Origin of the sequence: Conyzicola nivalis (genome assembly GCF_014639655.1) — a bacterium.
Taxonomy (GTDB): Bacteria; Actinomycetota; Actinomycetes; order Actinomycetales; family Microbacteriaceae; genus Conyzicola; species Conyzicola nivalis.
On the sequence record NZ_BMGB01000001.1, the window covers coordinates 1,521,046 to 1,547,969 of the forward strand.

General features: G+C 69.1%; 25 protein-coding genes. 5 read left to right on the plus strand and 20 right to left on the minus strand.

Features of this window, described 5'->3' with window-relative positions; translation table 11 throughout:
• Positions 1-11: 11 nt before the first annotated feature.
• Complete coding sequence (locus tag IEV96_RS07495) at positions 12-980, minus strand: AAA family ATPase (RefSeq protein ID WP_188511167.1); 969 nt, start codon at positions 978-980, stop codon at positions 12-14.
• A gap of 162 nt (positions 981-1,142) precedes the next feature.
• Between IEV96_RS07495 and cofD the strand changes: the two genes are divergently transcribed.
• Positions 1,143-2,093, plus strand: coding sequence for a 2-phospho-L-lactate transferase (gene cofD / locus IEV96_RS07500; protein ID WP_188510016.1), 951 nt, complete (start codon positions 1,143-1,145; stop codon positions 2,091-2,093).
• A 122-nt stretch (positions 2,094-2,215) separates the two neighbouring features.
• On the opposite strand, the gene cofE is transcribed toward cofD, so the two are convergent.
• Positions 2,216-3,757 carry a coenzyme F420-0:L-glutamate ligase gene (gene cofE, locus IEV96_RS16845; RefSeq protein ID WP_373282426.1) on the minus strand — a complete coding sequence of 514 codons (1,542 nt, stop codon included), beginning with the start codon at positions 3,755-3,757 and terminating at the stop codon, positions 2,216-2,218.
• 4 nt (positions 3,758-3,761) lie between these two features.
• Positions 3,762-4,763 (minus strand): TIGR03557 family F420-dependent LLM class oxidoreductase, encoded by a 1,002-nt coding sequence (locus IEV96_RS07510; RefSeq protein WP_188510017.1) that lies wholly within the window; start codon positions 4,761-4,763, stop codon positions 3,762-3,764.
• 104 nt (positions 4,764-4,867) lie between these two features.
• Here IEV96_RS07510 and IEV96_RS07515 point away from each other — a divergent pair, with 104 nt between their 5' ends.
• On the plus strand, positions 4,868-5,449 hold the full coding sequence (locus IEV96_RS07515; RefSeq protein ID WP_188510018.1) for a TetR/AcrR family transcriptional regulator: 582 nt from the start codon (positions 4,868-4,870) through the stop codon (positions 5,447-5,449).
• A 75-nt stretch (positions 5,450-5,524) separates the two neighbouring features.
• Here the strand turns inward: IEV96_RS07515 and IEV96_RS07520 are convergent, their stop codons facing one another.
• From IEV96_RS07520 to IEV96_RS07535, 4 genes are all read right to left on the minus strand, one after another.
• Entirely contained in the window at positions 5,525-5,956 is a 432-nt protein-coding gene (locus IEV96_RS07520) for a MepB family protein (protein ID WP_188510019.1), read from the minus strand.
• 58 nt (positions 5,957-6,014) lie between these two features.
• Positions 6,015-6,677: a hypothetical protein gene (locus tag IEV96_RS07525; RefSeq protein WP_188510020.1), complete on the minus strand. Its 663-nt coding sequence runs from the start codon at positions 6,675-6,677 to the stop codon at positions 6,015-6,017.
• 134 nt (positions 6,678-6,811) lie between these two features.
• Complete coding sequence (gene coaD / locus IEV96_RS07530) at positions 6,812-7,291, minus strand: pantetheine-phosphate adenylyltransferase (RefSeq protein ID WP_188510021.1); 480 nt, start codon at positions 7,289-7,291, stop codon at positions 6,812-6,814.
• Between the two features lie 34 nt (positions 7,292-7,325).
• Positions 7,326-8,240: a LysR family transcriptional regulator gene (locus IEV96_RS07535; protein WP_188510022.1), complete on the minus strand. Its 915-nt coding sequence runs from the start codon at positions 8,238-8,240 to the stop codon at positions 7,326-7,328.
• A gap of 71 nt (positions 8,241-8,311) precedes the next feature.
• Here IEV96_RS07535 and IEV96_RS07540 point away from each other — a divergent pair, with 71 nt between their 5' ends.
• Entirely contained in the window at positions 8,312-9,244 is a 933-nt protein-coding gene (locus tag IEV96_RS07540; RefSeq protein WP_188510023.1) for an EamA family transporter, read from the plus strand.
• 148 nt (positions 9,245-9,392) lie between these two features.
• On the opposite strand, the gene fgd is transcribed toward IEV96_RS07540, so the two are convergent.
• The 4 genes from fgd to IEV96_RS07560 all read right to left on the minus strand — a co-directional run bounded on the left by fgd (position 9,393) and on the right by IEV96_RS07560 (position 15,597).
• Entirely contained in the window at positions 9,393-10,415 is a 1,023-nt protein-coding gene (fgd, locus tag IEV96_RS07545; protein ID WP_188510024.1) for a glucose-6-phosphate dehydrogenase (coenzyme-F420), read from the minus strand.
• A gap of 42 nt (positions 10,416-10,457) precedes the next feature.
• Complete coding sequence (locus tag IEV96_RS07550; protein ID WP_188510025.1) at positions 10,458-12,623, minus strand: ATP-dependent DNA helicase RecG; 2,166 nt, start codon at positions 12,621-12,623, stop codon at positions 10,458-10,460.
• Between the two features lie 25 nt (positions 12,624-12,648).
• Positions 12,649-13,782, minus strand: a complete 1,134-nt coding sequence (locus IEV96_RS07555; RefSeq protein ID WP_188510026.1) for a magnesium and cobalt transport protein CorA — start codon at positions 13,780-13,782, stop codon at positions 12,649-12,651.
• A 102-nt stretch (positions 13,783-13,884) separates the two neighbouring features.
• Complete coding sequence (locus IEV96_RS07560) at positions 13,885-15,597, minus strand: acyl-CoA dehydrogenase family protein (protein WP_188510027.1); 1,713 nt, start codon at positions 15,595-15,597, stop codon at positions 13,885-13,887.
• 92 nt (positions 15,598-15,689) lie between these two features.
• On the opposite strand from IEV96_RS07560, the gene IEV96_RS07565 reads away from it, so the two are divergent.
• Positions 15,690-16,268 (plus strand): RsmD family RNA methyltransferase, encoded by a 579-nt coding sequence (locus IEV96_RS07565; RefSeq protein ID WP_188510028.1) that lies wholly within the window; start codon positions 15,690-15,692, stop codon positions 16,266-16,268.
• 237 nt (positions 16,269-16,505) lie between these two features.
• Here IEV96_RS07565 and thiL read toward each other — a convergent pair whose 3' ends face one another.
• The gene (thiL, locus tag IEV96_RS07570; RefSeq protein ID WP_188510029.1) at positions 16,506-17,480 is read right to left on the minus strand and encodes a thiamine-phosphate kinase; all 975 of its coding nucleotides are present in this window, start codon (positions 17,478-17,480) and stop codon (positions 16,506-16,508) included.
• A 32-nt stretch (positions 17,481-17,512) separates the two neighbouring features.
• Here thiL and IEV96_RS07575 point away from each other — a divergent pair, with 32 nt between their 5' ends.
• Positions 17,513-18,016: a DUF3515 family protein gene (locus IEV96_RS07575; protein ID WP_188511168.1), complete on the plus strand. Its 504-nt coding sequence runs from the start codon at positions 17,513-17,515 to the stop codon at positions 18,014-18,016.
• A 145-nt stretch (positions 18,017-18,161) separates the two neighbouring features.
• Here the strand turns inward: IEV96_RS07575 and IEV96_RS07580 are convergent, their stop codons facing one another.
• The 8 genes from IEV96_RS07580 to leuC all read right to left on the minus strand — a co-directional run bounded on the left by IEV96_RS07580 (position 18,162) and on the right by leuC (position 26,922).
• Entirely contained in the window at positions 18,162-19,292 is a 1,131-nt protein-coding gene (locus IEV96_RS07580) for a D-alanine--D-alanine ligase family protein (RefSeq protein ID WP_188510030.1), read from the minus strand.
• 62 nt (positions 19,293-19,354) lie between these two features.
• Complete coding sequence (locus IEV96_RS07585; RefSeq protein WP_188510031.1) at positions 19,355-20,902, minus strand: Mur ligase family protein; 1,548 nt, start codon at positions 20,900-20,902, stop codon at positions 19,355-19,357.
• A complete protein-coding gene (locus IEV96_RS07590; RefSeq protein ID WP_188510032.1) occupies positions 20,899-21,654 on the minus strand; it encodes an alpha/beta fold hydrolase in 756 nt (251 codons plus the stop codon). The genes IEV96_RS07585 and IEV96_RS07590 overlap by 4 nt, the downstream gene beginning before the upstream one ends.
• 2 nt (positions 21,655-21,656) lie before the next feature.
• Positions 21,657-22,691: an NAD(P)H-dependent glycerol-3-phosphate dehydrogenase gene (locus tag IEV96_RS07595; RefSeq protein ID WP_229733134.1), complete on the minus strand. Its 1,035-nt coding sequence runs from the start codon at positions 22,689-22,691 to the stop codon at positions 21,657-21,659.
• Positions 22,681-23,433, minus strand: a complete 753-nt coding sequence (locus IEV96_RS07600) for a lysophospholipid acyltransferase family protein (protein WP_229733135.1) — start codon at positions 23,431-23,433, stop codon at positions 22,681-22,683. The genes IEV96_RS07595 and IEV96_RS07600 overlap by 11 nt, the downstream gene beginning before the upstream one ends.
• 5 nt (positions 23,434-23,438) lie before the next feature.
• The gene (gene murA / locus IEV96_RS07605; RefSeq protein WP_188510033.1) at positions 23,439-24,806 is read right to left on the minus strand and encodes a UDP-N-acetylglucosamine 1-carboxyvinyltransferase; all 1,368 of its coding nucleotides are present in this window, start codon (positions 24,804-24,806) and stop codon (positions 23,439-23,441) included.
• Positions 24,807-24,844: 38 nt separating this feature from the next.
• Complete coding sequence (gene leuD / locus IEV96_RS07610; protein ID WP_188510034.1) at positions 24,845-25,441, minus strand: 3-isopropylmalate dehydratase small subunit; 597 nt, start codon at positions 25,439-25,441, stop codon at positions 24,845-24,847.
• Complete coding sequence (leuC, locus tag IEV96_RS07615; RefSeq protein WP_188510035.1) at positions 25,441-26,922, minus strand: 3-isopropylmalate dehydratase large subunit; 1,482 nt, start codon at positions 26,920-26,922, stop codon at positions 25,441-25,443. Before leuC ends, leuD begins: the two co-directional genes overlap by 1 nt.
• Positions 26,923-26,924 lie beyond the last annotated feature (2 nt).

Genomic DNA, 26,924 nt, shown 5'->3' on the forward strand with positions numbered 1-26,924 from the left:
GCCGGGGACCCCTAGTGGCCGACGGTACCGCTGGCGCCGAGCGGAACCGGCGTGTGCGCGACGATGCGCGCGACGATCTCGGTGACGCTCGCCCGGGCGACGCCGCCCGACCGGTTCGCGGCGATGAGGCGGTGGGCGAGCACGGGTGCGACGATCGCGTTCACATCGTCGGGCAGCACGAACTCGCGCCCGTCGAGGGCGGCCCGCACTTTCGCGGCCCGCACGAGTTGGAGTGTGGCGCGGGGGCTGGCGCCGAGCCGCAGCTCGGCGTCGCTGCGCGTGGCCTGCGCGATGCGCACGACGTACTGCTCGACCGCCTGGCTGACGAACACGTTGCGGGCGGTGACGATCATGGCCGCGAGCTGCTGACCCGAAACCACGGGGGCCACGTCTTCGAGCGGGCTGCGGGTCTCCCGCGAGCGCAGCATGGCGATCTCGGCGTTCGAATCGGGGTAGCCCATCGAGATGCGGGCCATGAACCTGTCGCGCTGGGCCTCGGGCAGCGCGTAGGTGCCCTCCATCTCGATCGGGTTCTGCGTGGCGACCACCGTGAACGGCGTCGCGAGCGCGTAGGTCGTGCCGTCGACGGTGACCTGCTGTTCCTCCATGCACTCGAGCAGGGCCGACTGGGTCTTGGGGCTCGCCCGGTTGATCTCGTCTCCGATGACGAGGTTGGCGAACACGGGGCCGGGCTTGAACTCGAACTCCCGGTCGACTTGGTTGTAGATCGAGACGCCCGTGATGTCGGAGGGCAGGAGGTCGGGGGTGAACTGGATGCGTGAGACCGAGCAGTCCAGGCTTTTCGCGAGCGCCCGCGCGAGCATCGTCTTGCCCACGCCGGGAACGTCTTCGATGAGGAGGTGGCCCTCGGCGAGGATCACGGTGAGTGCCATCTCGATCGCCTCGCGCTTGCCGTCGATGACCGTCTCGACCGAATCCACGATCGCGCGGGACGCGCGGAAGAACTCCTCGATGCTCATCGCGGGCGCCGCCGCGACCGACACCGCCTCGTGCCCGGACCCGAACTGCCCCACAATGCTGTTCACCCTCTGAGTGTGCCAGAAGATGAGGCAACTGCCTCCTGAGAGTTCGCAGGGCATCGGGCCGCCAGACCGCCGGTCGTCGGCGACTATCGTGAACGAGTGAAAATTACTGTGCTCTCTGGCGGCGTCGGCGGCGCCCGCTTCCTGCGCGGCCTGCGCGAACACGTGCGGTCGAACCTGCCGGGGTCGCAGATCAACGCGATCGTGAACACCGGCGACGACATGTGGCTCACCGGGCTGCGCATCGCCCCCGACCTCGACTCGATCATGTACACCCTCGCCGGCGAGAACGACGAGACGCGCGGCTGGGGTCGCGTCGGCGAGACCGAGCGGGTCAGCGGCGAACTGCGCGCCTACGGTGTCGGCTGGCCGTGGTTCACCCTGGGCGACCTCGACATCGGCACCCACATCACCCGCAGCCACCTGCTGCGCGAGGGTCAGCCGCTCAGCGCCGTGACCGACCACATCACCGCCCGCTGGGATCTCGGCGTGCGGCTCGTGCCCGCGACGGACCAGGAGGTCGAGACGCACGTGCTCGTCGAGGGCGGCGAGCTGCACTTCCAGGAGTGGTGGACGCGCCACCGCGCGAGCCTGCCCGCCCTCGGTTTCGTTCAGCGCGGCGTCGAGACCGCGACCCCGGCGCCCGGCGTGCTCGAGGCGATCGCGGAGGCCGACGTGGTGCTGGTCGCGCCGTCGAACCCGGTCGTGTCGATCGGCACGATCCTCGGGATACCCGGTATCCGAGCGGCGTTGGCCGCGACATCCGCCCGCGTCGTCGGCGTCTCGCCCATCATCGCGGGTTCCGTCGTGCGCGGCATGGCCGACGCCTGCCTCGCGGCGATCGGCGTCGAGACCAGCGCGGAGGCAGTGGCCCTGCACTACGGGGCGCGGTCGGCCGGCGGACTGCTCGATGCCTGGCTCGTCGACAATGCGGATGCCGCGGCTCTCCCCACGATCGAGGCGGCGGGCATCACGGCGTGCGCCGTTCCCCTCTGGATGCGCGACCCCGGGACGAGCGCCCGGCTGGCCGCCGACGCGCTGGCGGTCTAAACCGTCGAGGCTCCGGCCGCGGCTCCGGCTCCGGCCGCGCGACGGTAGTGCAGTAGTGGCGGGTGTCAGCTCCTAGCCACCCACCACAAGTGCACTTTCGCGGGCTGCCCCGCGCTCGCGAACTAGCCGCTGAGGGCCGCGGTCGTTCGCGAGCCGAGGCGGGGGCCCAGCGCGGTCAGCTGCTCGAGCGTGTCGACGTCGTTGCGCAGTCCCGAATCCGCCGGCAGGTCGAGCGGCACGTAGCCGGCGGCGACGTGCGCGGCGCTCGATCCCGGCCCGAAAGCGGTGGCGTGGGTCGCGCCGTCGGCCGCGGTGACCAGCACGGTCCCCGTTCCGTCGGCGTCGGCGACCGTCGCGCGCTCGTGCGCCGCCGCGAGCCCGAGGGCCGCGTCGAGCTCGCCGGGTGTGAGCGCGGGGAGGTCGCCGAGCAGCACGGCGATGCCGCGGCCCGGCGCGCCGAGTTCGGCCGCGAGCTCGATCCCGCTCGCGATGGCGGCGGGCAGCCCGGCCGGGGCATCTTCGACGACGACGAGCGCGTCGAGGTCGTCGAACGCGGTCGCGACGGCGCCGCTCGTGACGACGATCACCCCGACCACGGACTCCGCCGCGAGTGCCGCCGTCGTTGTGTCGAGGGCGATCGCGAGAGCCAGCGCACCGCGGTCGGGCACCTCGCCGAAGCGCGACTTGGCCTCGGCGGTGCCCTTCACGGGGACGACGACGATCCACTCGCGGGTCGGCTCGACCACGTGCGACTCGGCGACAGGCTTGCCGGTCTTGCGGATGCCCGTGTTGCGCGGCGTCGACTCGAACTGCTCGACGGCGGCACGGCCGATCGCGGCGCGCGCGGTTTCGCGGGAGGGGAGGTCGGGGGGCCCTTCGACGGGCTCAGGGGACGAGGGCGGCTCCGGGGACGAGCCGGCCGCCGCGAGACCCGCCGCGTAGCCGTCGCGCCACGCCTCGTCTGAACCCTGCCGGAACATGTCGTTCGCCGCGGGACGGATGAGCACGCGGGCTCCGGGCGCATCCGGATCGAGCAGTCGTCCGAGTCCGCGCACGACCGCCACCGGCAGTCCCCCGGCCTTGCCCTTCACCAGGTCGGCGGCCGCCGCGATCTCGTCGCCGACGGCGGGGGTCGTCACGTCGAGCGTGCGTCCGTGACTGTCGGGGCTGCCGCGCAGGTCGTCGATGAGTCGCACGCCGCTGGCGCCGATCGTGACATCGGTCTGGCCCTCGCGCCAGGCCCGGCCGAGCGTGTCGGTGACGATGACGCCGAGACGGATGCCGAAGCGGTTCTCGAGCGCGAGGCGCAGCGAGCGGGCCGACGCGTCAGGGTCGACGGGAAGCAGGAGCACCGTTCCCGCCGCGGTGTTGCTCGAGTCGACACCGGCGGCCGCGGCGATCATGCCCAAGCGGTTCTCGACGATGCGGGTGACGCCGTTCTTGTGCGTGCGGCTGGCGACGAGACGCACGGTCTCGTCGGTGATCGCCTGCTCGCGGTCGGTGGAGTGCACGATGCGCCCCTCCGCCTTCGAGACGATCTTGCTGGTGACAGCGAGGATGTCGCCGTCGGAGAGCAGCCCGTCGAGGGCGGCGCCGATAATCTGTGCGAGGTCGTCGCCCGGGGAGATCTCGGGGATGCCCGCTGCTGCGTAGACGGAGAGCACGCCGCTACCGCTTCAGCTTCGGAAGCACATCGCGGCCGAACACGTCGATCCACTCGCGCTGGTTGCGCCCGACATTGTGCAGGTAGATGCGGTCGAAACCGAGGTCGACGAAGCGCTGGATGTTGGCACGGTGCACGTCGGGATCGGAGTCGATCACGAGGCGACCGGCGAAGTCCTCCGGGCGCACCAGCTTGGCCATCTGCTCGAGTTCGTAGGGCGAGCGGATGTCGCTCTTCGGAAACTTCATGCCGCCGTTCGGCCACTCGACGAGCGCGTTGCGCATGGCTTCTTCGTCGGTCGGGGCCCAGCTCAGGTGCAGCTGCAGCACGCGCGGCATGCGCGAGGGATCCTTGCCGGCCTCCCGAGCGCCCTCGTCGAACTTGGCGAACAGGCCGGCGATCTTCTCGATCGGAGCGCCCACCGTGATGAGACCGTCGACCGTCTTGCCCGCCCGTTTCGCGGTCACGGGACCGGCCGTCGCGACCAGGATCTCCGGCGCGACCTCGGGCATCGTCCAGAGCCGGGTGGATTCGAGCTTGAAGAACTGGCCGGAGTGCTTGGTGTCTTTGCCCGCGAGGGAGGCCGCGAACAGCTTCTTGATCACGTCGATGGCCTCGAACATGCGGTTGATGCGCTCGGGGGCTTCCGGCCAGTACTGGCCGACGATGTGCTCGTTCAGTGCTTCACCGGAGCCGAGCCCCAACCAGTGCCTGCCGGGATACATGGCGGCGAGCGTCGCCGAGGCCTGGGCGACCATGGCGGGATGCCAGCGGAACGTCGGCGCGGTGACGCCGGGCCCCATGTCGCCGCTGGTGCGTTCGCCGATGGCGGCGAGCACGTTCCAGACGAACGAGCTCTCCCCCTGCTGCGGCACCCACGGCTGGAAGTGGTCGGCGGCCATCACACCCGAGAAGCCGTTCTGTTCGGCGTAAGCCGAGAGGGCGACTGCTTCGGTCGGGTGAAATTGCTCGAGCATCGCGGCGTAGCCGACCTGCAAACCAGTCATGACTTCATACTGTCACTTTCTGCGTTTGGCACCGTTTGCTCGACGGTCCGCGACACGGCATCACGGGAGCCGGACGGGAACGACCGTTCCGGTACGGTGACCGTATGTCCAGCACCCTCCTCGTCGAAAAGCGGCCCTCGGAAGCGCGCGAGCGGCTCCTTTCTACCGCGTCCGAGCTGTTCTACCGCGAGGGTATCCACTCGGTCGGTGTCGACCGCGTGGTCCTGACCGCGGCGGTGACCCGGGGCACCTTCTACCGTCACTTTCCCAGCAAGGAAGACCTCGTCGAGGCCTACCTCGCCCGCGAAGACAGCACGATCCGGCAGATGTTCTCCGAGGCGTTCGCGCTCGAGACCGGTCCCGACGAACTGCTCGAGCTGCTCATCCAGGGCGTCGCCGACGACGTCACGTTCACGCACACGCGCGGCTGCCCGTTCATCAACGCGTCGGCGGAGTACCCTGACCCGTCCAGCCCCGTGCGCGTCGCCATCCGTTCGCACCGCGCCTGGTTCCGGTCGACACTCGCCATGGCGCTCGAGGCCGCCGGTCGCCCGGATCCGGAGAAGGGCGCGAGCGCGCTCGTGCTGCTGCGCGACGCTGCCCTCGTGGGCGGCTACCTCGACGGACCCGACGAGATGCGCGACACCTTTGTGGCCACGGCCCGCGCGGTCGCCGGCCTCAGCTAGGGCGCGACAGCCGGGGCTAGACGAGCGTGTTCCCCTCCCCTGGCTCACCAGCGGCGTCCGCCACGGAACCCAGGGTCAGAATTCCCGAAAGGCCCGTGCCTGAGCTCGCTGTGTCGCTGCGGCTTGGGGGTTCAGCCGTTCGCACCAGCTCGGATACAGGCGGAATCCGCGTTTCCCTGGCCCTTTCCCCGAGGTGATGCCCAATTCGGCTAGATGCTCGGCGGTGAATTGGAAAACTCCGCGTCTGCCCTCCTGCACCACGAAGACAAGCAGGCCGACAGCGGGGTCGTTGGCCGCGAAAGGCACGGTGCTCCCGTCTTCGTCCCGTCGCCAGAAGGCGACGAACGCGCCCGGTTTCGTCGGGGTGTTGCGTGCGGTGCGGATATGCCAGGCCTCACCATCGATCTCGATCAGGCCCGACTCGTAGTCGCCATTCTGCGATTCCGGGATAGCCGACGCAGCGAGCCCTATCTCGGCCGCATAGTCCTCGAACGCGCTGAACACCATCTGAAGACGCTATCGCGATCGCGACTGTGGCAGTCGCGCACACCTCTGCCGATACGGCTTAGTCGAGCGTGTCGGTTCCGCGCAGCTTGGCCAGCAGGTCGGCCTTGTTCAGCCGCGAGTAGCCGGTGACCCCGGTCGATCCCGCGTGGGACCGCAGGGCGACCATGGTCCACGACTCGGACGGCTCGGTGCTCGAACGCACGGCGCTCGATCCGGTGCGCGCGGCGCGTGCCGTCGCTCGGGCGGCAGGCGTGCGGGGTGTGATCGGGGCGGAACCCCGTACCGACGTCTTGGTAACGGCCGCTGTCTTCGCGGCGCGCGGCGTCTTCGCCGACGTCTTCGCGGCCGGGGCCTTCTTCTTCGCTACGGGCGCCGCTACCGGCGCCGTCTCCGATGCAGCCTGCTTCTCGGCGCGCTCTTGGTCCTTCTTGGCGTTCTTCTCGGCGAGCTTCTTCGCCTTCTGGAGCTGCTCTTTGACGAGGTCGCGCTCTTTTTTCAGATCCTTCTTGGCCTTGGCAGCGGCCTTCTCGGCCTTGAGCGTGTCGGCCTCGAGGGCCTTCTTCAGGAATTTCGCCTCGGCCTTGAGGTCGGCCTTCTTCGCCGACTTCTTGTCGGCGGACTTCGCGTCGGCCTTCTTGCTGTCGGCCTTTTTGCTGTCAGCCTTCTTGGGGGCCTTTTTGTCGTCTGCCGTCTTCGACTTCTTGTCGGACTTCGATGCCACGGTGTGCTCCTCGCTCGTTACACGGTCTACCCGCTCGAATCGGTTCATTCTCCCGCGCCCGTACCGTGGGTGGGTGCACGCCAGTCGCGGGTTGCGTTAATTCACCGTATCCTCACGGTTAACCGGCGAGGTGCCTACTTCTGCAGGTAACGGTAGACGGCGGAGGGCACGTAGGGGCTGACGTCGCCGCCGAGAGACGCGACCTGCCGCACGAGAGAACTCGAAACGTGGGCGTGCGCGGGGTTCGGCAGCATAAAAATGGTCTCGACACCGGCGAGGTCGCGGTTCACGATCGCCATGGGGGTCTCGTACGCGACATCCACCTGCGACCTGATGCCCTTTACCAGCACGCTCGCGCCCACGTCGGTGCAATAGTCGACGAGGAGGCCGACGCTCCAGCTGGTGACGACGATGGTGCCGGGCAGTTGCGCCTCGGCGATCGACTGCTCGATGAGCGACACCCGCTGCGCGATCGGCAGCAGGGCCGTCTTACCCGGGTTGTGCACCACGAGCACATGGAGTTCGTCGAAGAGCCCCGCGGCCCGCCCCACCACGTCGAGGTGCCCCAGAGTGACGGGGTCGAACGATCCAGGAACAACGGCGATCCTCTTCATACGCTCACCCTAGCCGCTGCAAGTTACCGTTTCGTTACCGGGGCTCGTCGCCGTAGCGCGCCGCTTCGGCGATATAGGCGTCGAGCACGACCCGCACCGCCAGCCGCTCCGCCCGGTCGGGTCGCAGGAGCGCTTCGATGCGTCGGCCGGCCCGCACGTCCGTCAGCGGCAGCAGCCGGAATCGCCCCGCCGACCGCTCGCGCGAGGTGTGCCGCGGCACGAGCGCGATGCCGTGGCCCGTCGCGACGAGGTTCTCGATGAGCGGCAGGTGGGTCGTGCGATGGATGATCCGCGCGGGCACTCCGGCGCGCACCGCCATGGCTGCGAGCACCCGGTCGAGCGGGAAGTCGACGGGCACGCCGATCCAGTCGTCGCGGATCACATCGTCGACGGTCACCCGGTCGTGCCCGGCGAGCGGGTGGTCGAGCGGCACTGCCACGTCGAGCGGCTCCCGCACGAGCGGCACGACCCGCAGCGCCGTCGGCTGCGGCGGCAGTACGTCGTCGGAGCGGTGTGCGATCACGATGTCGTAATCGGCGGCGAGCGCGGCGAAGTCGTCCTGCGAGACATCACGGTCCTCGACCTCCAGCCGGATGCCCGGGTGCGCTTTCAGGCGCGTCAGCAGCCCCGGCAGAAAAAGTTCCGAGGCGGAGAAGAAAGTGGCGACCCGCACGGCGCCGGTCGCGTCGTCGCGGTAGGCGGCCCACGTCGCCTCGGCCTCGGCGATGGCGGTCGCGATGCGCACCGAGCTGTCGGCGAGCGCGCGCCCGGCGTCGGTCAGGCGCACCCCCCGGCCGACCCGCTCCACCAGCTCGACGCCGACCTGGCGCTGCAGCGTCTTGAGCTGCTGCGACACCGCGCTCGGCGACCTGTTCAGTGCCGCGGCGACGGCGGTGACGCTCCCGCGGTCGGCGAGTTCGCGGAGAAGTGCGAGCTGCGAGACATCCATGAAGGGAGTCTACAAAGAGCATGCAGTATCTGGCGCTAGTCCTTCATCTTCTTTTCCGCGAGCATGGAGCCATGCTCTTACGCCACCGCCTGCTCGCCCTGCTCGTTGCCGTCTGCTGGGGCGTCAACTTCCCGGCGACCGCGCTGGCGCTTGAGCACTTCCCTCCCCTGTTCCTGGTGGCGCTGCGCTTCTCGATCATCGCGATCCCGACGCTGATCTTCGTCCCGCGCCCGAGAGTCCCGTTCCGATGGCTGCTCGGGGTCGGACTCGGCATCGGCACCATGCAGTTCGCGTTCCTCTACCTCGGCATGGCGGCCGGTATGCCGAGCGGGCTCGCCTCGATCGTGCTGCAGGCGTCCGCGCCGTTCACCGTGATCATCGCCGGCATCTGGCTGCGCGAACGGATCAGCGCCCGGCAGGCCGTGGGTATCGCGATCGCGGTCCTCGGTCTCGCCGCGATCGCCTTCCACCGCTCGCAGGTCGCCGCCCTGCTCCCGGTGCTCCTCACGCTCTGCGGCGCCCTCGGCTGGGCCATCGGCAACGTGTCGACCCGTAAGGCCCAGGCGCCGAACGCGCTGCACCTCACCCTGTGGATGTCGGTCATACCGCCCATCCCGATGCTCGCGATCTCGCTGTTCGTCGAGGGGCCGGAGCGCATCGGCGAGAGCCTCGCCACCGCGTTCACGCTCGAGGCACTGCCGTCGGTGCTCGGCCTGCTGTACATCGTGGTGATCGCCACGATCGTCGGTTACGGCATCTGGAACGGCCTGCTGAAGCGCTACCCGTCGAGCACCGTCGCCCCGTTTTCGATGCTCGTGCCCGTGGTCGGGGTGCTCGCCTCGTGGGTCGCGTTCGGCGAGGTGATCGACGTGACGGAGGCGCTTGCCGGGGCGGCCGTGGTCGCCGGCGTGCTGGTGGCGAGCTATCAGAGGCGCAACAGGACGATCGCGGATGATCCGGCGAGCGCCCTAGCCCAGCCCGCTGTCACTCCGCCCGCCGCGTAGCCCCGGGTCAGTTCCACGGGAGCCTCCGGTTCTGGTCGCTTAGAGCGCGATCTCGCGCTCAGTGCAGCATCTGGCGACCAAAACGCGCGCCTGGCGCGATCCTGGATTTCCACACGACCGCAGGCGGCCTGCGTAACCGGCGGAGCGACTAGCCGAGCGCGCGGATGCGCGGCGCCAGGTCGCGCTCGAACAGCTCGAGGAACCGGCGCTGGTCGTGGCCCGGCCCGTGGAACACGAGGTGGTTGAACCCGGCCGAGACGTACTCCCCGATCTTCTCGGTGAGCTCGTCGGGGTCGGAACCCACGATCCAGCGCGAGGCGACCTGCTCGATCGGCAGGGCGTCGGCGGCCGCCTCCATCTCGGTGGGGTCGGTGATGTCGTGCTTCTGCTCCTTCGACAGCGAGAGCGGAGCCCAGAAGCGGGTGTTCTCGAGCGCGACCTCGGGGTCGGTGTCGTACGACATCTTGATCTCGATCATCCGGTCGATAGTTCCCGCGTCGCGTCCGGCCTTCTCGGCACCGGCCTCGACGGCGGGCAGCAGCTTCTCGGTGTACAGCTCCATGCCCTTGCCCGAGGTGCAGATGAAACCGTCACCGGCACGGCCCGCGTAGCCGGCGACGACCGGGCCGCCCGCGGCGATGTAGACCGGGATGCCGCCCTCGGGACGGTCGTAGATGCTGGCGTCGTGGGTCGAGTAGTAGTCGCCTTCGAAGGTGACCTTGTCGTCGGTCCACAGCGCGCGCATCAGGCTCACGGCCTCGCGCAGCCGCGCGTAGCGCTCCTTGAACTCCGGCCAGTCCTGCTCTCCGGCGCCGCGGAAACCGGTGGCGATCTCGTTGAGCGCCTCGCCCGTGCCGACCCCGAGCATGATGCGACCCGGGTACAGGCAGCCGAGCGTCGCGAACGCCTGCGCGATCACGGCCGGGTTGTAACGAAAGGTCGGCGTCATCACCGAGGTGCCGATCTGCACCCGCGACGTGCGCTCCCCGACCGCGGCCATCCAGGCGAGCGAAAATGGGGCGTGCCCGCCGGTGTGCCGCCACGGCTGGAAGTGGTCGCTCACGGCGACGCTCTCCATGCCGTGCTGCTCGGCGAGAACCGCGATCTCGACGAGCTCGCGCGGGGCGAACTGTTCAGCGGACGCCTTGTACCCGAGTTTCAGAGGAAGCATGGGTCAACTCTATGACCGCGGGCGCCCGACGCTCCGGGAGCCTCAACTCTTCGACAGGAAGGCTTCGGCTTCGGCGTCGAGCCGGCGGGCGAGCGCGTCGCGCAGGTCGGGGTAGTCGTCCAACGTGGGGTCGACCTCGAGCACAGCGGACGCCAGGTCGCGGGCGTCTGCGATGAGTTCGCCGTCTTTCGCCACCCGCAGCAGCCGCAGGCTCGAGCGGCCGCCCGACTGGGTGTTGCCGAGCACGTCGCCCTCACGCCGCAGTTCGAGGTCTTTCTGGGCGAGTTCGAAGCCGTCGAGAGTGGATGCCACGGCCTCCACCCTCTCGCGGGCCAGGGTGCCGTCTTCGGCGTGGGTCACGAACAGGCACACGCTGGGCACCCCGCCGCGACCGACACGACCGCGCAGCTGGTGCAGCTGCGAGACGCCGAACCGGTCGGCGTCGAGAATCACCATGGTGCTCGCGTTCGGCACGTCGACGCCCACCTCGATCACGGTGGTGGCCACGAGCACGTCGATGCGGCCGGCCGCGAACGCCTGCATGATGCTGTCTTTCTCGTCGCTCGACATGCGGCCGTGCAGCGTCTCGATGCGACGGCCGGCGAGCGCGGGGTTGGCGCGGAGTTCTGCGGTCGCATCCGTGACATTCGCGATCGGTCTCTTGGCGGCGGCGCCGTCGGGCTCTGGGACCGAACCGTCATCGCCCTCGACGAGTTCCGGGTGCGGATCGGCGGCGTCGATCGCCGGGCACACCACGAACACCTGTCTGCCCTGCGCGATCTCCTCGGCGGCGCGCAGCCAGACCCGGTCGTAGAGCGGCTTGTTCCAGACGACGAAACTCTTGATCGGCACGCGGCCGCCGGGCAGCTCGGCGATCGTCGAGATGTCGAGGTCGCCGAACACCGTCATCGCCACCGTGCGCGGGATGGGGGTGGCGGTGAGCACCACGACGTGTGGCGGGGTCGCGCCCTTGAGCCGGAGCGCCTCGCGCTGGTCGACACCGAAGCGGTGCTGCTCGTCGACGACGACGAGCCCGAGGTCGTAGAAGCCCACGTTGTCGCTCAGCAGGGCGTGCGTGCCGACGACGATGCGCGCCGAGCCCGAGACGGCGGCGAGCAGCGCCTTGCGCTTCTCGGGCACGCTCAGCTGCCCGGTGATGAGGGTCGGCCGCAGTTTGGCGGCGAGGTCGGGCCCGAGCGTCTTGACGATCGAACGCAGGTGCTGCTGCGCGAGCACCTCGGTCGGGGCGAGCAGGGCGGACTGGCCGCCCGACTCGGCGACCGCGAGCATGGCACGCAGCGCGACGAGCGTCTTGCCTGAGCCCACCTCGCCCTGCACGAGCCGGTTCATCGGGGTGCCGCCGGCGAGGTCCATGAAGATCTCGTCGCCCACGAGCTTCTGGTCGTTCGTGAGCGTGAACGGCAGGGCGGCGTCGAACCCGGCGAGCAGCGCGCCGGGCAGCCGCGACGTGCTTTTCACCGAGCGCAGTTTCGCGCGCTGCTGCAGCAGGGCGGCCTGCAGCACGAACGCCTCCTGGAACCGCAGCGCCTTGCGGGCGGCGCCCCACTCGGCATCCGTGGCCGGCCGGTGGATGCTCTGCACCGCGCGTTCGTAGCTCGTGATCTTTCGGCGGGTGCGGATCGCGGCAGGCACCGGGTCGGGCAGCGGCGGGAGGGTGTCGAGCACCACCGCCATCGCCTTCTGGATCTGCCAGCTCGTCATCGACGCGGTGGCCGGGTAGATCGGAACGAGCGTTTCGAGGAATCTGCGCGCTTCCTCGTCTCCGCCCGCGGTCTGATCGGCGAACAGCTCGTAGTCGGGGTGGGTGAGCTGCAGCGCGCCGCGGTACTCGCCGATCTTGCCCGCGAAGATGCCGCGTGCACCCGGCACCAGTTCTTCTTTCCGGAAGGCCTGGTTGAAGAAGGTGAGCGTGAGAATGCCCTTGCCGTCGCTGATCTTGACCTCGAGGATCGATCCCTTGCGGGCCTGCATCGAACGCTGACGCACCTCGAGTACCTCGGCGACGATGGTGACGTTCTCGTCGAGGGGAAGGTGGCTGAGCTCGGTCAGTTCACCGCGCCGGATGTAGCGGCGAGGGTAGTGGCTCAGCAGGTCGCCGACCGTCTTGAGGCCGAGACCCTTCGCCAGCGCCGCGCTCGTGCGGGGTCCGAGCGCGTTCTTGAGGGGCGCGTCGAGCGGGGAGGTCACGGATCAAGGGTACCTACTCGAGCACCTACAGCCACTTCCTCCGGCGGAACACCGCGAACAGCGCGCCGCCGACGCCGACCATGACCAGCAGCGCCACCGGGTAGCCGAACTCCCAGTCGAGTTCCGGCATAAAGGTGAAGTTCATGCCGTAGACCCCGGTCACGAGTGTCGGCGCGAAGAAGATGGCCGCCCAGGCGGAGATCTTGCGCGCCTCGACCGCCTGCCGGTTGCTCGACTCGGTGATCTTCTGCATGTCCTCGTTCTGGCGCTGCGCGACGAGGGTGGCGTTCACGGTGAGAATGTCGCGCAGCAGGGTGCGGAACTCCTCGATGCGCTCGTTGACGTGCGTCACGTGGTCGGCGACGTCGCGCAGGTACTGCTGCAGGTCGACCGCGATCGAGTACTTGTCGAAGCCGCTCGAGATCTGGTCGACGATGCCGATGAGGGGCTGTGCCGCCCGTTGGAAGTCGATGACCTCGCGCGAGAGCTCGTAGATGCGGCGCGAGACGCTCGGGTCGCCGTCGAACACCTGCGTCTCGATCTCGTCGATGTCTTTGGCGATGCCGGCCACGACGGGCTCATAGCCGTCGACCACCGCGTCGAGGATGGCGTAGAGCACGGCCTCGGTTCCCCGCGCGAGCAGGTCGGGCGATTCCTCGAGCCGCCGACGCACGACCGAGAGGTCGGGCGACTCCGCGTGCCGCACGGTGATCACGAAGTTCGGGCCGATGAACACGTGCAGTTCGCCGAACTCGACCTCCTCGACCTGGTCGAGGTAGCGGGCGGCCCGCAGCACCACGAACAGGGTGTCGCCGTAGCGCTCGAGCTTGGGCCGCTGGTGCGCCAGCACCGCGTCTTCCACCGCGAGCTCGTGCAGGCCGAACTGCCCGGCGAGCGAGGTGAGCTCGTCCACCGAGGGACGGTAGAGGCCGATCCACGCCATCGCGTCGGTGCGTTCGGCGAGAGCCGTGTAGGTCGCACCGAGGGATTCGGGCTTCTCGACGCGACATCCGGCCTCGTAGATGGCGTTGTTGATGATGCTGCTGCCGACGGATGACTCGGGGGCGATCTGCGGGCGGAGGTCGACGGGCTCGGCCACCGGTGCGGGCTTGCTGGTGCGCCACAGCCCGCGGAAGGGCATGCGGAAGTTACTGGGCATGGTGGCAGGTTACCCCGCATCGGTCGCTGAGCCTGTCGAAGCGCCGGGCCTTGCCGAGCGCCGTACGATGGGCCCCCTTCGACAGGCTCAGGGACCGAAGTCCTACAGGTCGAACGCGTAGCCTTTTCTCTGCCGCACGGCCTTGCCCAGCTGGTTCGTGACCTGGTCGGAGTTGACCTCGAGCGATCGCAGCTCCCTGCCGACCTGACGCGCGGCCCGGTCGCAGAAGTCCACGGCCACCGCACGTTCCGCACCCGCGGCCGGGACGCCGTCGCGGTGGATGACTGCGGTGATGCGGCTGATCACGGCCACTTGCGCATAGATTCCGGATGCAGCATCCGACAGTCTCTTCTGGACCAACTGCTTCTCCTGCACCTTCTTGCCGTGCGTGCGCAACGCCGCCTCGGCGCGGTCGCGGAGCCGCGCCACCTGCTCGGCGACCGCGGAGACCTGCTTGCCGACGCTCGGGTGCGCGCCGGCAAGCTTCTCAGGACGAAGCGCGCGGTTGACCCGGTCGGCGACGTACGGCGCGAGCACGCCGATGGCCTTGCCGGGGGCGCCGACGGTGAGCGCGCGCACGTCGGGCAGCGCCTCGCTGAGACCCTTCACGCCGTTGAGGGCGACGTAGGCCCGCATCACGTCGTTTGCCCCCTCGAAGATCGGGAAGATGCGGAAATCGCGCAGTGCCTTCGACAGCAGATGGTCGCCCATGTAGGCGGTGCCGCCGTGCACCTGGAATGCCTTGTTGAGCGCCTTCCAGCCGACGTCGCTGGCCACGACCTTGGTCATCGCCGACTCCAGCGAGAAGTCGGCGACGCCGCGGTCGACGAGTCCGGTGGTGAGGTACGACATCGACTCGAGGCCGTAGATCTGCGTGTTCATCCACGCCGCCTTCTCCTCCACCATCTCGAAGTCGATGAGCTTGCGGCCGAACTGCTCGCGGGTGTTCGCGTGCTCGAGGGTGAAGTCGAGGAAGGCCTTCATGCCGCCCGCGATCGACGTTCCCATCGACATGCGGCCGTTGTTGAGCGTGTTCATGGCGATGCGGAAACCGTCGCCGGGCTCGCCGAGGAGGTTCTCGGCGGGCACCCGCACGTTGTCGAAGTGCACGCGCTGCAGGTTGTTGGCGCGCAGACCGAGGGTGTCGAAGCGGGGCCCGGTGCTGAGACCCTCGGCGCCCTTCTCGACCACGAGGGCGACGTGGCCGAGGTCGCTGCGTGCGAAGACGGTGAGCACGTCTTTGCTGCCGTTGCCGATCCAGCGCTTCTCGCCGTTGAGGATCCAGCTGCCGTCGGCTTGCCGCTCGGCCCAGGTCTCGAGGTTGTAGGCGTCGCTGCCGACGTTGGGCTCGGTGAGCACGAACGCGGCGAGCTTGCGGCCGGCGGCGAGGTCGGGCAGCCAGCGCGCCTTCTGGTCGTCGGTGCCATAGAGGTAGATGGGTTTGGTACCGATCGACTGGTGCACGCCCATCACGACGGCGAGTGCGCCGTCGACGCGGCCGAACTCCTCCATCACGCGGCAGTACCCGGTCTGGCTGAGGCCCTGCCCGCCGTACTGTTCGTCGACGAAGAGGCCGAGCAGGCCACGCTCGCCCAGGTCGCGGATCGTGTCGTCGCCGACCCAGCGCTGTTCCTCGGCCTTCCACGGGTCGTAGGTTCCGGTGAGGTACTCGCGGGCGCTGCTCGCGAGGGCGTCCACCTTCGCGCGCTCGGCACCGGCGAGAAGCGGGTACGGCATCACGAGTTCGGAGTGGGTGTTTCCGAGGAAGAGTGCCTTGGTGAAAGAGGGCTTGGAAGTACGATCGACGCTGGCCATGAACCGATTGTGTGGATGCTGCGGTAGAGGCGCGAACCCGTTGTGGACTCTCTACTACGGATGACACGTGGAATCCCGGTACCGTTGGGGCAATGACCCGCATCATCTCCGGTTTCGCCGGTTCGCTCACCCTCGCCGTTCCCACCACCGGAACCCGCCCCACGAGCGACCGGGTGCGTGAGGCGATCTTCTCGGCACTCGACGCGCGCGGCGCCCTCGACGGCGCACGGGTGGTCGACCTGTACGCCGGCACCGGTTCGCTCGGGCTCGAGGCGGCGTCGCGCGGCGCCGCGGCCGTCGTGCTCGTCGAGAAGGGTCCTGCCGCCGTCAAGGCGTGCCGGTCGAACGCCGCGTTGCTGCTGCGCGCCAAGCCGCGCGGCTCGACCCTCTCGATCGACGTCTCGGGGCAGGCGGTCGACGCGTTCCTCGCGCCGTCGCGCGACACCTGGGACGTGGTGTTCCTCGACCCGCCGTACGACCTCGGCGAAGCGGAGTTGGCGCACACGCTGGCGCTGCTCGCACCACGCGTGTCGGCCGACGGGACCGTGGTGCTCGAACGCAGCTCGCGCAGCCCCGAGCCGACGTGGCCTCTCGGGCTGGAGGTGGAGCGCCGCAAAGACTACGGCGACACGACGCTGTGGTGGGCGCGGCCGGCTGAGCCGGTCGGGTAGGGCCGTCCGCGGCCCGTATCGAGACCCTGCGCCGCTCCAACAGGACGATCGTGCCCGCGCGGCCGTTCAACAGGACGATGTGGGCGACCCGGATGCCGCGGCTCCTGTCGAACGGACCGGGCGGCGGCCGCGCCGCCCGCGGCATAGTGCAGTTGTGGCGGGTGCGGGCGCATCCGCACCGTGCGAAAGTGCACGACCGGGCGGGCGCGGTTCGACACGGTCGCTGGAGCGGCCTACTCAGCCAGCAGCACCCGACCACTGCTCGTACGGGTCCCATCCGCCGCGCTCGTCGTACGGCTGACCGTCGACGAGCACGCCCGAGCCCGCCACGACCGCGCCGATCGCGCGGAACCCGCCGGGCAGCGCGGTTCCGGCCGGGAACGTCGCGAGCAGGGAGTGGTCCTCTCCCCCGTCGAGCGACTCGCGGTCGCCGACGGCCGCCGAGCTGAGGTCGACCGCGACGCCGCTGGCCGTGGCGAGGCGGCGGGCGTCGAGGGCGAGCCCGTCGCTGAGGTCGAGCATCGCCGTCGCCCCGCCGAGCGCGGCCAGGACGCCGTCGCCGATCGGCGGCTCTGGCGCGAGCTGGGCGGCGACGAGAGCCGGCTCGGCCGCGCGGAGGGCGGCGGTGGCCGTGGCATCCGGGGTCTCGTTTTTCACACCGTGCTCGAAGAGGAGGCGCAGTCCGGCGGCGGCCCGGCCGAGCACTCCGGAGACCGCGACCACGTCGCCGGGCCGGGCGCCGGAACGAAGGACGGGGGCGCGACCGTCGAGGTCGCCGAACGCCGTGACCGCGATGGTGAGGGTCGCCGACACGGAGAGGTCGCCGCCGACCACGCCGCAGCCGGGTGCCAGCGCCGCGCAGGCGTCGCGCAGGCCGTCGGCGATGCCCTCCAGCAGCGACACGGGCGAGTCAGCGGGCGCGGCGATCGCCACGACGAGCGCCGTCGGTCGGGCTCCCATGGCGGCGACGTCGGCGAGGTTGGAGGCGGCGGCCTTCCAGCCGAGGTCCTGCGGCGACGACCAGGCGAGCCGGAAGTCGGGGCCGTGGATCATCATGTCGGTGGTGACGACGAAACGGGAATCGGGCGCGCTCATCACCGCGGAGTCGTCGCCCGGGCCGACGATCGCGTAGTCAGACGACGGGAGGCGCGGGAAGATGCGCGCGAGGCTGGCGGACTCCCCGATGCCGCGCAGAGTATCGGGTTGCGTCATGCTTCACACGGTAGCCTGAACCGGTGAAATCGATGCTCCGCCTGACCGCCGTCACCCTGATCGCCCTCGGAGCCCTCACCGGCTGCGCGCAGACGGTGAGCCTCGACCCCGCCGAAGACGCGAAGAACGCCGGATGCGCGGAGGTCGCCGTGCGACTGCCCGACGCGGTGGGCGACCTGCCGCTGCGTGAGACCAACGCCCAGGGCACCGGAGCGTGGGGATCGCCGGCCTCGGTGCTGTTGCGCTGCGGCGTCGCGATTCCCGACCGCGCGAGCACCCTGCCGTGCGTGCTCGTCGAGGACGTCTACTGGTTGCGCGACGATGCGGATGCGCCCAACTACGTCTTCACGACGTACGGGCGCGACCCGGCGACCGAGGTCATCGTGAACCGCGACGTGACGTCGCCCGGATCGGCGCTGTACGACCTCGTCGACGCCGTGGGCGCGACCGAGGAGACCGCGCAGTGCACCGAGATCGAGGACAGCCTGGGCGCGCCGACGCCGACCGAGACACCGGAGCCGACGCCCGCGCCGTAGCGGAACGAAGGTCGAGTGCGTCGAAACCCGGCGTGATCGCGAATGAGGTGATTTCGGCAGAATGAGGCGACCGCGGTCGCGTCATTTCGCCGGAAGGGGCTCATGGACGGGTGTCGACCACCCGCCCTCGCGGGCTCAGCTCGCGCTAGCCGCGCGGCCCGTCGAGGCCGACGAGCTTGCCCGCGATGCCGCCCGCGGCACGCAGCGCGGCGCCCGAGCCGAAGCCCGCGGCGGGCAGCACGACGCGGCGGTCGCGTGCCTCGACGAGAGCGTCCTTGAGTACGGTGGCGGCGGGTACCTGCGGCGCCCACAGGTACAGCGACATGGCACCCGGGATCGAGTTGACCTCGTTGACGAAGAGCTCGCCGTTCGTTTCATCCAGCAGCAGGTCGACGCGCACGACGCCGGTGAGGGCCGTGACCTCGGCCACGCGGGTCGCCAGCTCGGCCGCGAGGGTCGCGATCGACTCCGACACGTTGGCCGGGAACTCGCGGGGCGCGCTGGAGAGTCCGGCCTCGCTGCCGGCACCGCCGGAGAGGTACTTCTCGGCGTAGGAGTAGAGGCCGCTCTCGCTCGAACTGCGCACGGGCTTCTCGAGCGCCGTCACCTCGAGCGACGGGAAGGTGCGGAAGGAGATGTTCAGGTCGACGAGCTCGGGCCGGTAGGGCTCGACGACGGCCCCGGCGCGCAGGTGCTGCGAGGCACGGGCGATCGCGCGGGCCGAGTCGGCGTCTTCGACGATCTCGATGCCGATCGACGATCCTCCGAAGCGCGGCTTGACGATGTACGGGCCGGCGAACGACGGCGCCCGGGTGGCGGAGAGCAGTTCGCGGCGCAGCGTGGGGATGCCCGCTACCTCCATGAGGCCGCCGAAGGCGAGCTTGTCCATGCCCACCGCGCCGGCGAAGAGGGTGGAACCGGTGGCGGGGATGCCGAGCAGCGAGAAGAGCGCGGCGGCTCCCCCACCCTCGCCGACGCCGCCGTGCAGGGTGAGCAGCACGGCCGAGATGTCGAGCGCACGCTTCTTCACGTAGAGCCCGGTGTCTCCGGAGAGTCGCACGTCGATCGCCTTCGCGCCCTTGGGCACACCGTTCAGGTAGTCCTTGGCCTCGGTCGCCGACGGCACGAGCCACCACTCACCGTTCGGCGCCCAGTAGATCGGCAGCACGCTCTCGCCGCTCGCCGTGAGCACCCGCTCCGACTGCAGACCGGTGAGGATCGAGATCTCATGCTCGGGCGACGGCCCGCCGAAAAGTACTGCCCAGGGTGAACTCACGCGTGACCATCCAAGAATCTTCTAGCGCCGCAACTTTCTGCTGCTGGCCCGGTGCGGCTGATTTACGGGTAGTGGTCCGGCAGGTCGTTCTCATAGAGGATAACGCCTCGGTCGCCGGCCTGATCGAGCGCCGCAGCGACGGCCTCGGTTCTGCGGTCGAAAATTTTGACCGAACCGGGCCCGGATGCCGCGCCTTTGACGAGAGCGGCGCGATTCGTGCGGGCGATCGCGAAGAGGTGGCCCCCGAGGGCCGACACGGCAGCAGCGAAGGCCTCGTTGCGGGCCTCCTGCACGTGGCCCAGCTCGACCATTCCGGGCGTGACGACGACGAGCGGGCCGCCGCGCTCGGCCGCGATCGCGGCGGCACCCTCGAGCGCACGCTGCGAACCGACCGGGTTGGAGTTGTAGGTGTCGTCGATCACGACGACCCCGCTCGCGGCGTACTGCACCTCGGCGCGATGCGGCGAGTCGGGCAGGGCGCCGAGGCGGGAGGCGATGGTCGACAGCGGGATGTCGAGGGCGTGCCCGATTCCGACCGCCACGGCGAGGTTGACGGCGTGCCCGACCCCGGGGATGACGACGGACGCGGTGGCGACGGTACCGTTCTCGAGAACTGTCACGATTCCGGCGGCAGCGTCCACGACGACATCCGCAGCGGTGCCGGGAACGACCGAGACGGTGATGACACGCTTGCCTTCGGTGCGGCACCTCTCGGCGAGCCCGGAGAGTTCGACCTCGTCGATCGGCAGCACGACGGTGTTCGCCTTCTCGGTGATCTCGCTCTTGGCCTGGAAGATGACCTCACGGCTGCCCATGCGGGCCAGGTGGGCCTCGCCGATCGTGGTGATCGCGGCGATGTCGGGCGGGAAGCTCTCGCTCAGCTCGCGGATCTCGCCGCGCCCGTAGACGCCCATCTCGGCGATGAACACCTCGGTGCCGGGGATCACACGGTCGTTGACCGCGCGGGACAGCCCCATGAGGTTGTTGAAGCTCGCGGGGCTGGCGACCACCGAGAAGCTGGACGAGAGGATGTGCGCGACGTAGCCCTTGGTCGACGTCTTGCCGTACGAACCGGTGATGGCCACGACGGTGGGCTGCACCTGCTTGAGGCGCTTGCGGGCGCTGAGCATCCACTTGCGCGAGAGCCGCTTCTCGATCGGCTTGAGGATGACGAGGGCGAGGTCGGTGATCGGCGCCGCGAGCAGCAGCGTCAGCACGATGCCGGCACCGCCGAGCACGAGGGCGAGCAGCGTGCCGATTGCGGCGACGAGCACGATCCAGAGCACGAGCAGGCGCTTGAGCCGGTCGGTCCAGGCGAGCTTCGCGCTCGTGCCGCGGATGCCGAGGCTGTAGGGCAGGAAGCCGACGATCACGATGGCGGAGGCCGCGATACCGGCGAAGTCGGGGTAGAGCGAGAGCAGCGCGAGAACGACGACGAGGATCGCGATCACGAGGTTGACGGGCCGCTTCGCCAGCCAGAGCCAGGCGAGACGGGTGACCCACGGCGCGATGTAATGCTCGCGCTGGGCGACTCGCAACCAGCGGGCCGCGATCGGCACCGCGGCGATCACGCCGATGAGGATCGTGACGATGGAGAGTTGCTGGTTCATTTGCCTGATTCTTTCTGGGGCGCCGTCTGGGCGATGAGGGCGAGCAGTTCTTCGCGCACGGCGGTGCGGAGGTCTCCCTCGAGCAGGTGCCCGGCACCGGGCACGACGCGGAAGGTGGAACCGGAGATCAGCTGTGACGCGGCGAGGCCGGCATCGGCGGGCGCCGCCGTGTCGTTCTCGCCCCAGACCATGCGCACGGGCACGGTGATGCGGGCCAGGTCGTCGCCGTACTCCTCGCCGACGACGCGCACCAGCACGTCGCGCATCGTTCCCTGCGCGGCGAGGTAGTCGGCCGACCCGCGCTTCTGGCGCTGCTTCTCGAGAATCGAAGCGGGCAGGATGCCCTTCTTGGCGAGCGAGCGCACGATGCGGAACGAGAGGGCCGGCTTGGGAGCAGCCTGCAGGCGCAGCAGGGGCACGCCGGTGAGCACGATGCCCTTCACGTACTGCGGGTACTTCGCCGCGAGGCGGGCGGCGACCCGTCCGCCGAAGGAGTGCGCGACGAGGATGACGGGTCCGAAACCGGCGATCGCCGCGGCGAGGTCCTCGGCGTAGTCTTCACTGCCCCACACCGTGACCGGCTCGGGTGTCGTGCCGAAGCCGGGGAAATGGATGGCGACGGCGTCGAGGCCGTCGACGATGGGGGCGAAGTCGGTAGCCGACCGCATCCAGCCGGGAAGCGCGACCACGGCGGGCGGCGTCGCCCCGGTCTTCTCGGCGAGCAGCCGGCCGTCGGCGAGAGCGGTGATCATTGCTATTCCCCCTGGGGCATCGGGTCGGTCGTCAGGTGCGGTGCGATGTCGCGCGGGTCCATGGTGCCGGCGAGCACCTCGGCGACCTGGCTGACGATGGGCATCTCGACGCCCTTGGCGAGCGCGAGCTCGAGCACGGGGGCGACGGACGACAGACCTTCCGCGGTCTGGTTCATCTGCTTCACGACGTCGGTGAACGAATAGCCCTGGCCGAGCAGGCGTCCCGCGGTGTTGTTGCGCGACAGCGACGACTCGCAGGTGGCGATGAGGTCGCCGAGCCCGGCGAGACCGGCGAGCGTCTCGGGGCGTCCACCGAAGGCGACGGCGAAGTCGGTCATCTCGACGAGGCCGCGGGTGATGATCGACGCTTTGGTGTTCTCGCCGTAGCCGACGCCGTCGACGATGCCGATGGCGACCGCGATGAGGTTCTTCAGCACGCCGCCGAACTCGGTGCCGATCACGTCGGTGTTGACGAACGACCGGAAGTAGGGGTTGGTGGCCGTCATGGCGACGAGTGTGGCGGTCTCGAGGTTCTGCGACGAGACGACGGCGGCAGTCGGCTGCTGCTTGGCGATCTCGAGGGCCAGGTTGGGGCCGGAGACGACGGCGACCCGGTCGGGGTCGATCTCGAGGGTCTGCACGATGACCTCGCTCATGCGCAGGCCGGTGCCCTTCTCGACGCCCTTCATGAGGGAGACGACGATGGCGTCTGCCGGGATGAGCTCGCGGGCGGCGATGAGGTTCTCGCGCAGCGACTGGCTCGGCACCGAGAGGTACACCTGCTCCGTGTCATCCAGAACCTTTTCGAGACTCGAGAAACCCCGGATGCTGCGGGGCAGGTTGATCCCGGGAAGGTAGTCGCTATTGCGCTTCGACTCGGTGATCTCGCGCGCCAGTTCGGGGCGGCGGGCCCACAGCGACACGTCGGCGCCGCCGTCGGCGAGGATTTTCGAGAAGGTGGTGCCCCAGGAGCCCGCGCCGAGCACTGCGACCTTGCGCGCCCTCGAGTCGGGGGTGAGGTGATCGCTACTGTTCAAAACGGCCGGTGTCCTTCTGGTTGTGTTTGGCGGGATCCCAGCGCTCAGCCGGCGCCTTCTGCCCGCGCAGTTCTTCGAAGAGCGCGGTGATCGCGTCCATAACGAGGTCGGTCGCCTCCGCGAAGGCGGCAGAGTCCAGTTTGCGGCCCGCGTAGGCCGACAGGTCGACCGCCGGGCCGAACTTCACCTGAACGGTCTTCCGCGGGAAGAAACTGATCTTCTTGCCGTAGCGCGGCATCACGAGCTGGGTGCCCCAGTGCGCGGCGGGGATGATGGGGATGCCCTGCTCGAGCGCCGTGCGCACCGCACCGGTTTTGCCGCGCATCGGCCAGAGGTCGGGGTCGCGGGTGAGCGAGCCCTCCGGGTAGACCACGACGGCCAGGCCCTGCGCGGCGATCTGCTTCGCGGCTCCCAGCGGGTCGCTGCGACGGACCGAGTCTGCGCGCTCGACCGGGATCTGGCCGGACGCTTTCAGCAGCCTGCCCATTACCGGCACCTTGAACAACGACGCCTTCGCCATGTAGTGCGGCATGCGCCCGACCTTCCACATCGCGACGCCGACGATGAGCGGGTCGATCTCGCTGTAGTGGTTCGGCGCGAGCACGAACGCGCCGGTTTTCGGCACGTTCTCGACACCGCTCAGCTTCAGCTTCGCGATCAGGTCGATCGGGGGCACAGCGATGGCGGCCATCAGTCGGAAGACCGGTGTCTTCTCCGACCCGGCTTGGCGCTCATCGATCACGCGGATTAGCCCTCGTAAACGAAGTCGGCCCCAAGCGCACGCAGCTTGTCGATGAAGTGCTCGTAGCCGCGGCTGATGATTCCCACGTTGCTGATGGTGGACTGTCCCTCGGCCGTGAGAGCGGCGATCAGGTGGCTGAAGCCGCCGCGCAGGTCGGGTACCCGGATGTCGGCACCGTGCAGCTTGGTCGGACCGGTGATGACGGCCGCCTGCTCGAGCGGACGACGCGGCACGCGGCGCGTGACCGACTCGAGGCCGTCCTTGTGCACGACGATGTCCGCGCCCATCTCGATGAGGGCGTCGGTGAAGCCGAAACGGTTCTCGTACACGGTCTCGTGCACGACCGAGGTACCCTGGGCCTTGGTGAGGGCCACGATGAGCGGCTGCTGCCAGTCGGTCATGAAGCCGGGGTGTACGTCGGTCTCGACCACGACGGGCTTCAGCTCTCCACCGGGGTGGTAGAAGCGGATGCCGTCTTCGTGGATGTCGAACTTGCCGCCGACCTTGCGGAAGATGTTGAGGAAGTTCATCAGCTCGGCCTGCTTGGCACCGCCGACGAAGATGTCGCCCTCGGTCGCGAGCGCGGCGGAGGCCCAGCTGGCTGCCTCGTTGCGGTCGAACAGTGCGCGGTGGTTGTAGCCCTCGAGCTTCTCCACGCCCTCGATGAAGATCACGCGGTTGGGCTCGACGTTGATGATCGCGCCCATCTTCTGCAGGATCGCGATGAGGTCCATGATCTCGGGCTCGATGGCCGCGTTCTTGAGCTCGGTGACGCCCTTGGCGCGCACGGCGGTGAGCAGGACCTGCTCGGTCGCGCCGACGCTCGGGTAGGGCAGCTCGATCTCGGCGCCGGTGAGGCCGTTCGGGGCGGTGAGGCGGATGCCCTCGTAGCTCTTGTCGACGACGGCACCGAAGGCGCGCAGCGCGTCCATGTGGAAGTCGATGGGGCGGTCGCCGATGCGGCAGCCGCCGAGGTCGGGGATGAGCGCCTCGCCGAGGCGGTGCAGGAGTGGCCCGCAGAACAGGATCGGGATGCGGCTGGAGCCCGCGAGAGCGTCGATCTTGGCGAAGTGCGCGCGCTCGACGTTGCTCGGGTCGAAGGTGAGTTCGCCCTCCGCGGTCTTTGTCACGGAGACGCCGTAGGCCTCGAGCATTCCGGTCACGACGCCGACATCGCTGATGTCGGGAACGTCTTTGAGGACGGACGGGCTCTCGGCGAGCAGGGCGGCGACCATGGCTTTGGTCGCGAGGTTCTTCGCACCACGAACTTCGATGCGGCCGCGCAGCGGTTTTCCACCGTTGATCACGATCTTGTCGGACTTCAGTCCGACCCTCTCACCAGCCTTGTGGGCATCTTGTATAAGAGAATTCATTCAGGAACACCTTCACTGCTTGTGTTGCGGGATCTGCCTTATTTGGCGGGGAGTGTGAGGGGACGCCAGCGTTCGCGCCGGGCTTCGAACTCCGTTATCTGCGCTTCGTCGCGCAAGGTCAGACCGATGTCGTCGAGTCCTTCGAGGAGGCGCCACCTAGTGTAGTCATCGATCTCGAAAGGCACTGTCAGGTCGGCGACGCGCACATTTCGTGCTACGAGGTCGACCGCCACTTCGAGACCGGGGGTCGCTTCGAGCAGCGCCCAGATCTTCTCGACGTCGGCCTCGGTGACCTGGGCCGCGAGCAGCCCCTGCTTGCCCGAGTTGCCGCGGAAGATGTCGCCGAACCGCGAACTGATGACGGCCTGGAAGCCGAAGTCGCGGAGCGCCCAGACGGCGTGCTCACGGCTCGAGCCGGTACCGAAATCGGGACCGGCGACGAGCACGCGGCCCTGATCGTAGGGCGGTGTGTTGAGGATGAACTCGGGATCCTGGCGCCAGCCGTAGAACAGGGCGTCCTCGAAACCCGTCTTGGTGACCCGCTTGAGGAAGACCGCAGGGATGATCTGGTCGGTGTCGATGTTCGAGCGCTTGATCGGCACGCCCACGCCCGAGACGGTGGTGATCTTGTCCATTACGCCGATACCTCCGCGCTCGTCGTTTCGACAGGCTCAGCGACCGTGGCCTCGATGTCCCACGGCGACGACAACGTGCCCCGGATCGCCGTGGCGGCGGCCACGAGCGGCGACACGAGGTGCGTGCGCCCGCCCTTGCCCTGACGTCCCTCGAAGTTGCGGTTCGAAGTCGACGCGCAGCGCTCACCGGGTGCCAGCTGGTCGGGGTTCATGCCGAGGCACATCGAGCAGCCGGCGAACCGCCACTCGGCGCCGAACTCTTTGACGATCTGGTCGATGCCCTCGGCCTCGGCCTCGATGCGCACGCGGGCGCTACCGGGCACGACCATAACGCGCACGCCGTCGGCCTTCTTCTTGCCCTTGATGATCGAGGCGAAGGCACGCAGGTCTTCGATGCGGCTGTTGGTGCACGAGCCCATAAAGACGGCGTCGACGCGGATGTCCTTCATCGGGGTGCCGGCGGCGATGTCCATGTACTCGAGGGCACGTTCGGCGGCCGAACGCTCGTTCGGGTCGGCGATGTCGGCGGGGTTCGGAACGGGTTCGCTGAGAGAGACGCCCTGGCCCGGGTTGGTCCCCCAGGTGACGAACGGCTCGAGGGTGTCGGCGTCGAGGAAGACCTCGGCGTCGAACACCGCGTCGTCGTCGGTGGCGAGGGTCTCCCAGTAGGCGACCGCGTCGTCCCAGTCCTGCCCGACGGGCGCGTGCGGGCGGCCCTTCAGGTAGTCGTAGGTGGTCTGGTCGGGTGCGACCATTCCGGCGCGTGCGCCGGCCTCGATCGACATGTTGCAGATCGTCATGCGTCCCTCCATCGAGAGGGAACGGATGGCGCTGCCGCGGAACTCGAGCACGTAGCCCTGTCCTCCGCCGGTGCCGATCTGCGCGATGACCGCGAGGATGATGTCTTTCGCCGTGACGCCGGGGCGCAGGGTGCCCTCGACGGTGATCGCCATGGTCTTGAACGCCTTGAGGGGCAGCGTCTGCGTGGCGAGCACGTGCTCCACCTCGCTCGTGCCGATGCCGAACGCCATCGCGCCGAACGCGCCGTGCGTCGAGGTGTGACTGTCGCCGCAGACGACGGTGATGCCGGGCATGGTCAGCCCGAGCTGGGGGCCGACGACGTGCACGATGCCCTGCTCGATGTCGCCGAGCGAGTGCAGGCGGACGCCGAACTCGGCCGCGTTGTTGCGCAGCGTCTGGATCTGCGTGCGGCTGGTCAGGTCGGCGATGGGCTTGTCGATCGCGAGGGTCGGCGTGTTGTGGTCTTCGGTGGCGATCGTCAGGTCGAGACGGCGCACCGGGCGGCCGGCGAGACGCAGGCCGTCGAAGGCCTGGGGGCTCGTGACCTCGTGCAGCAGGTGCAGGTCGATGTAGATGAGGTCGGGCGAACCGTCTTCGCCCTTCACGACCAGATGGTCCTGCCAGACCTTTTCGGCCAGGGTTCGAGGCCGAGCGGCCTCGGAAGCATTCGATGCAGTCATTT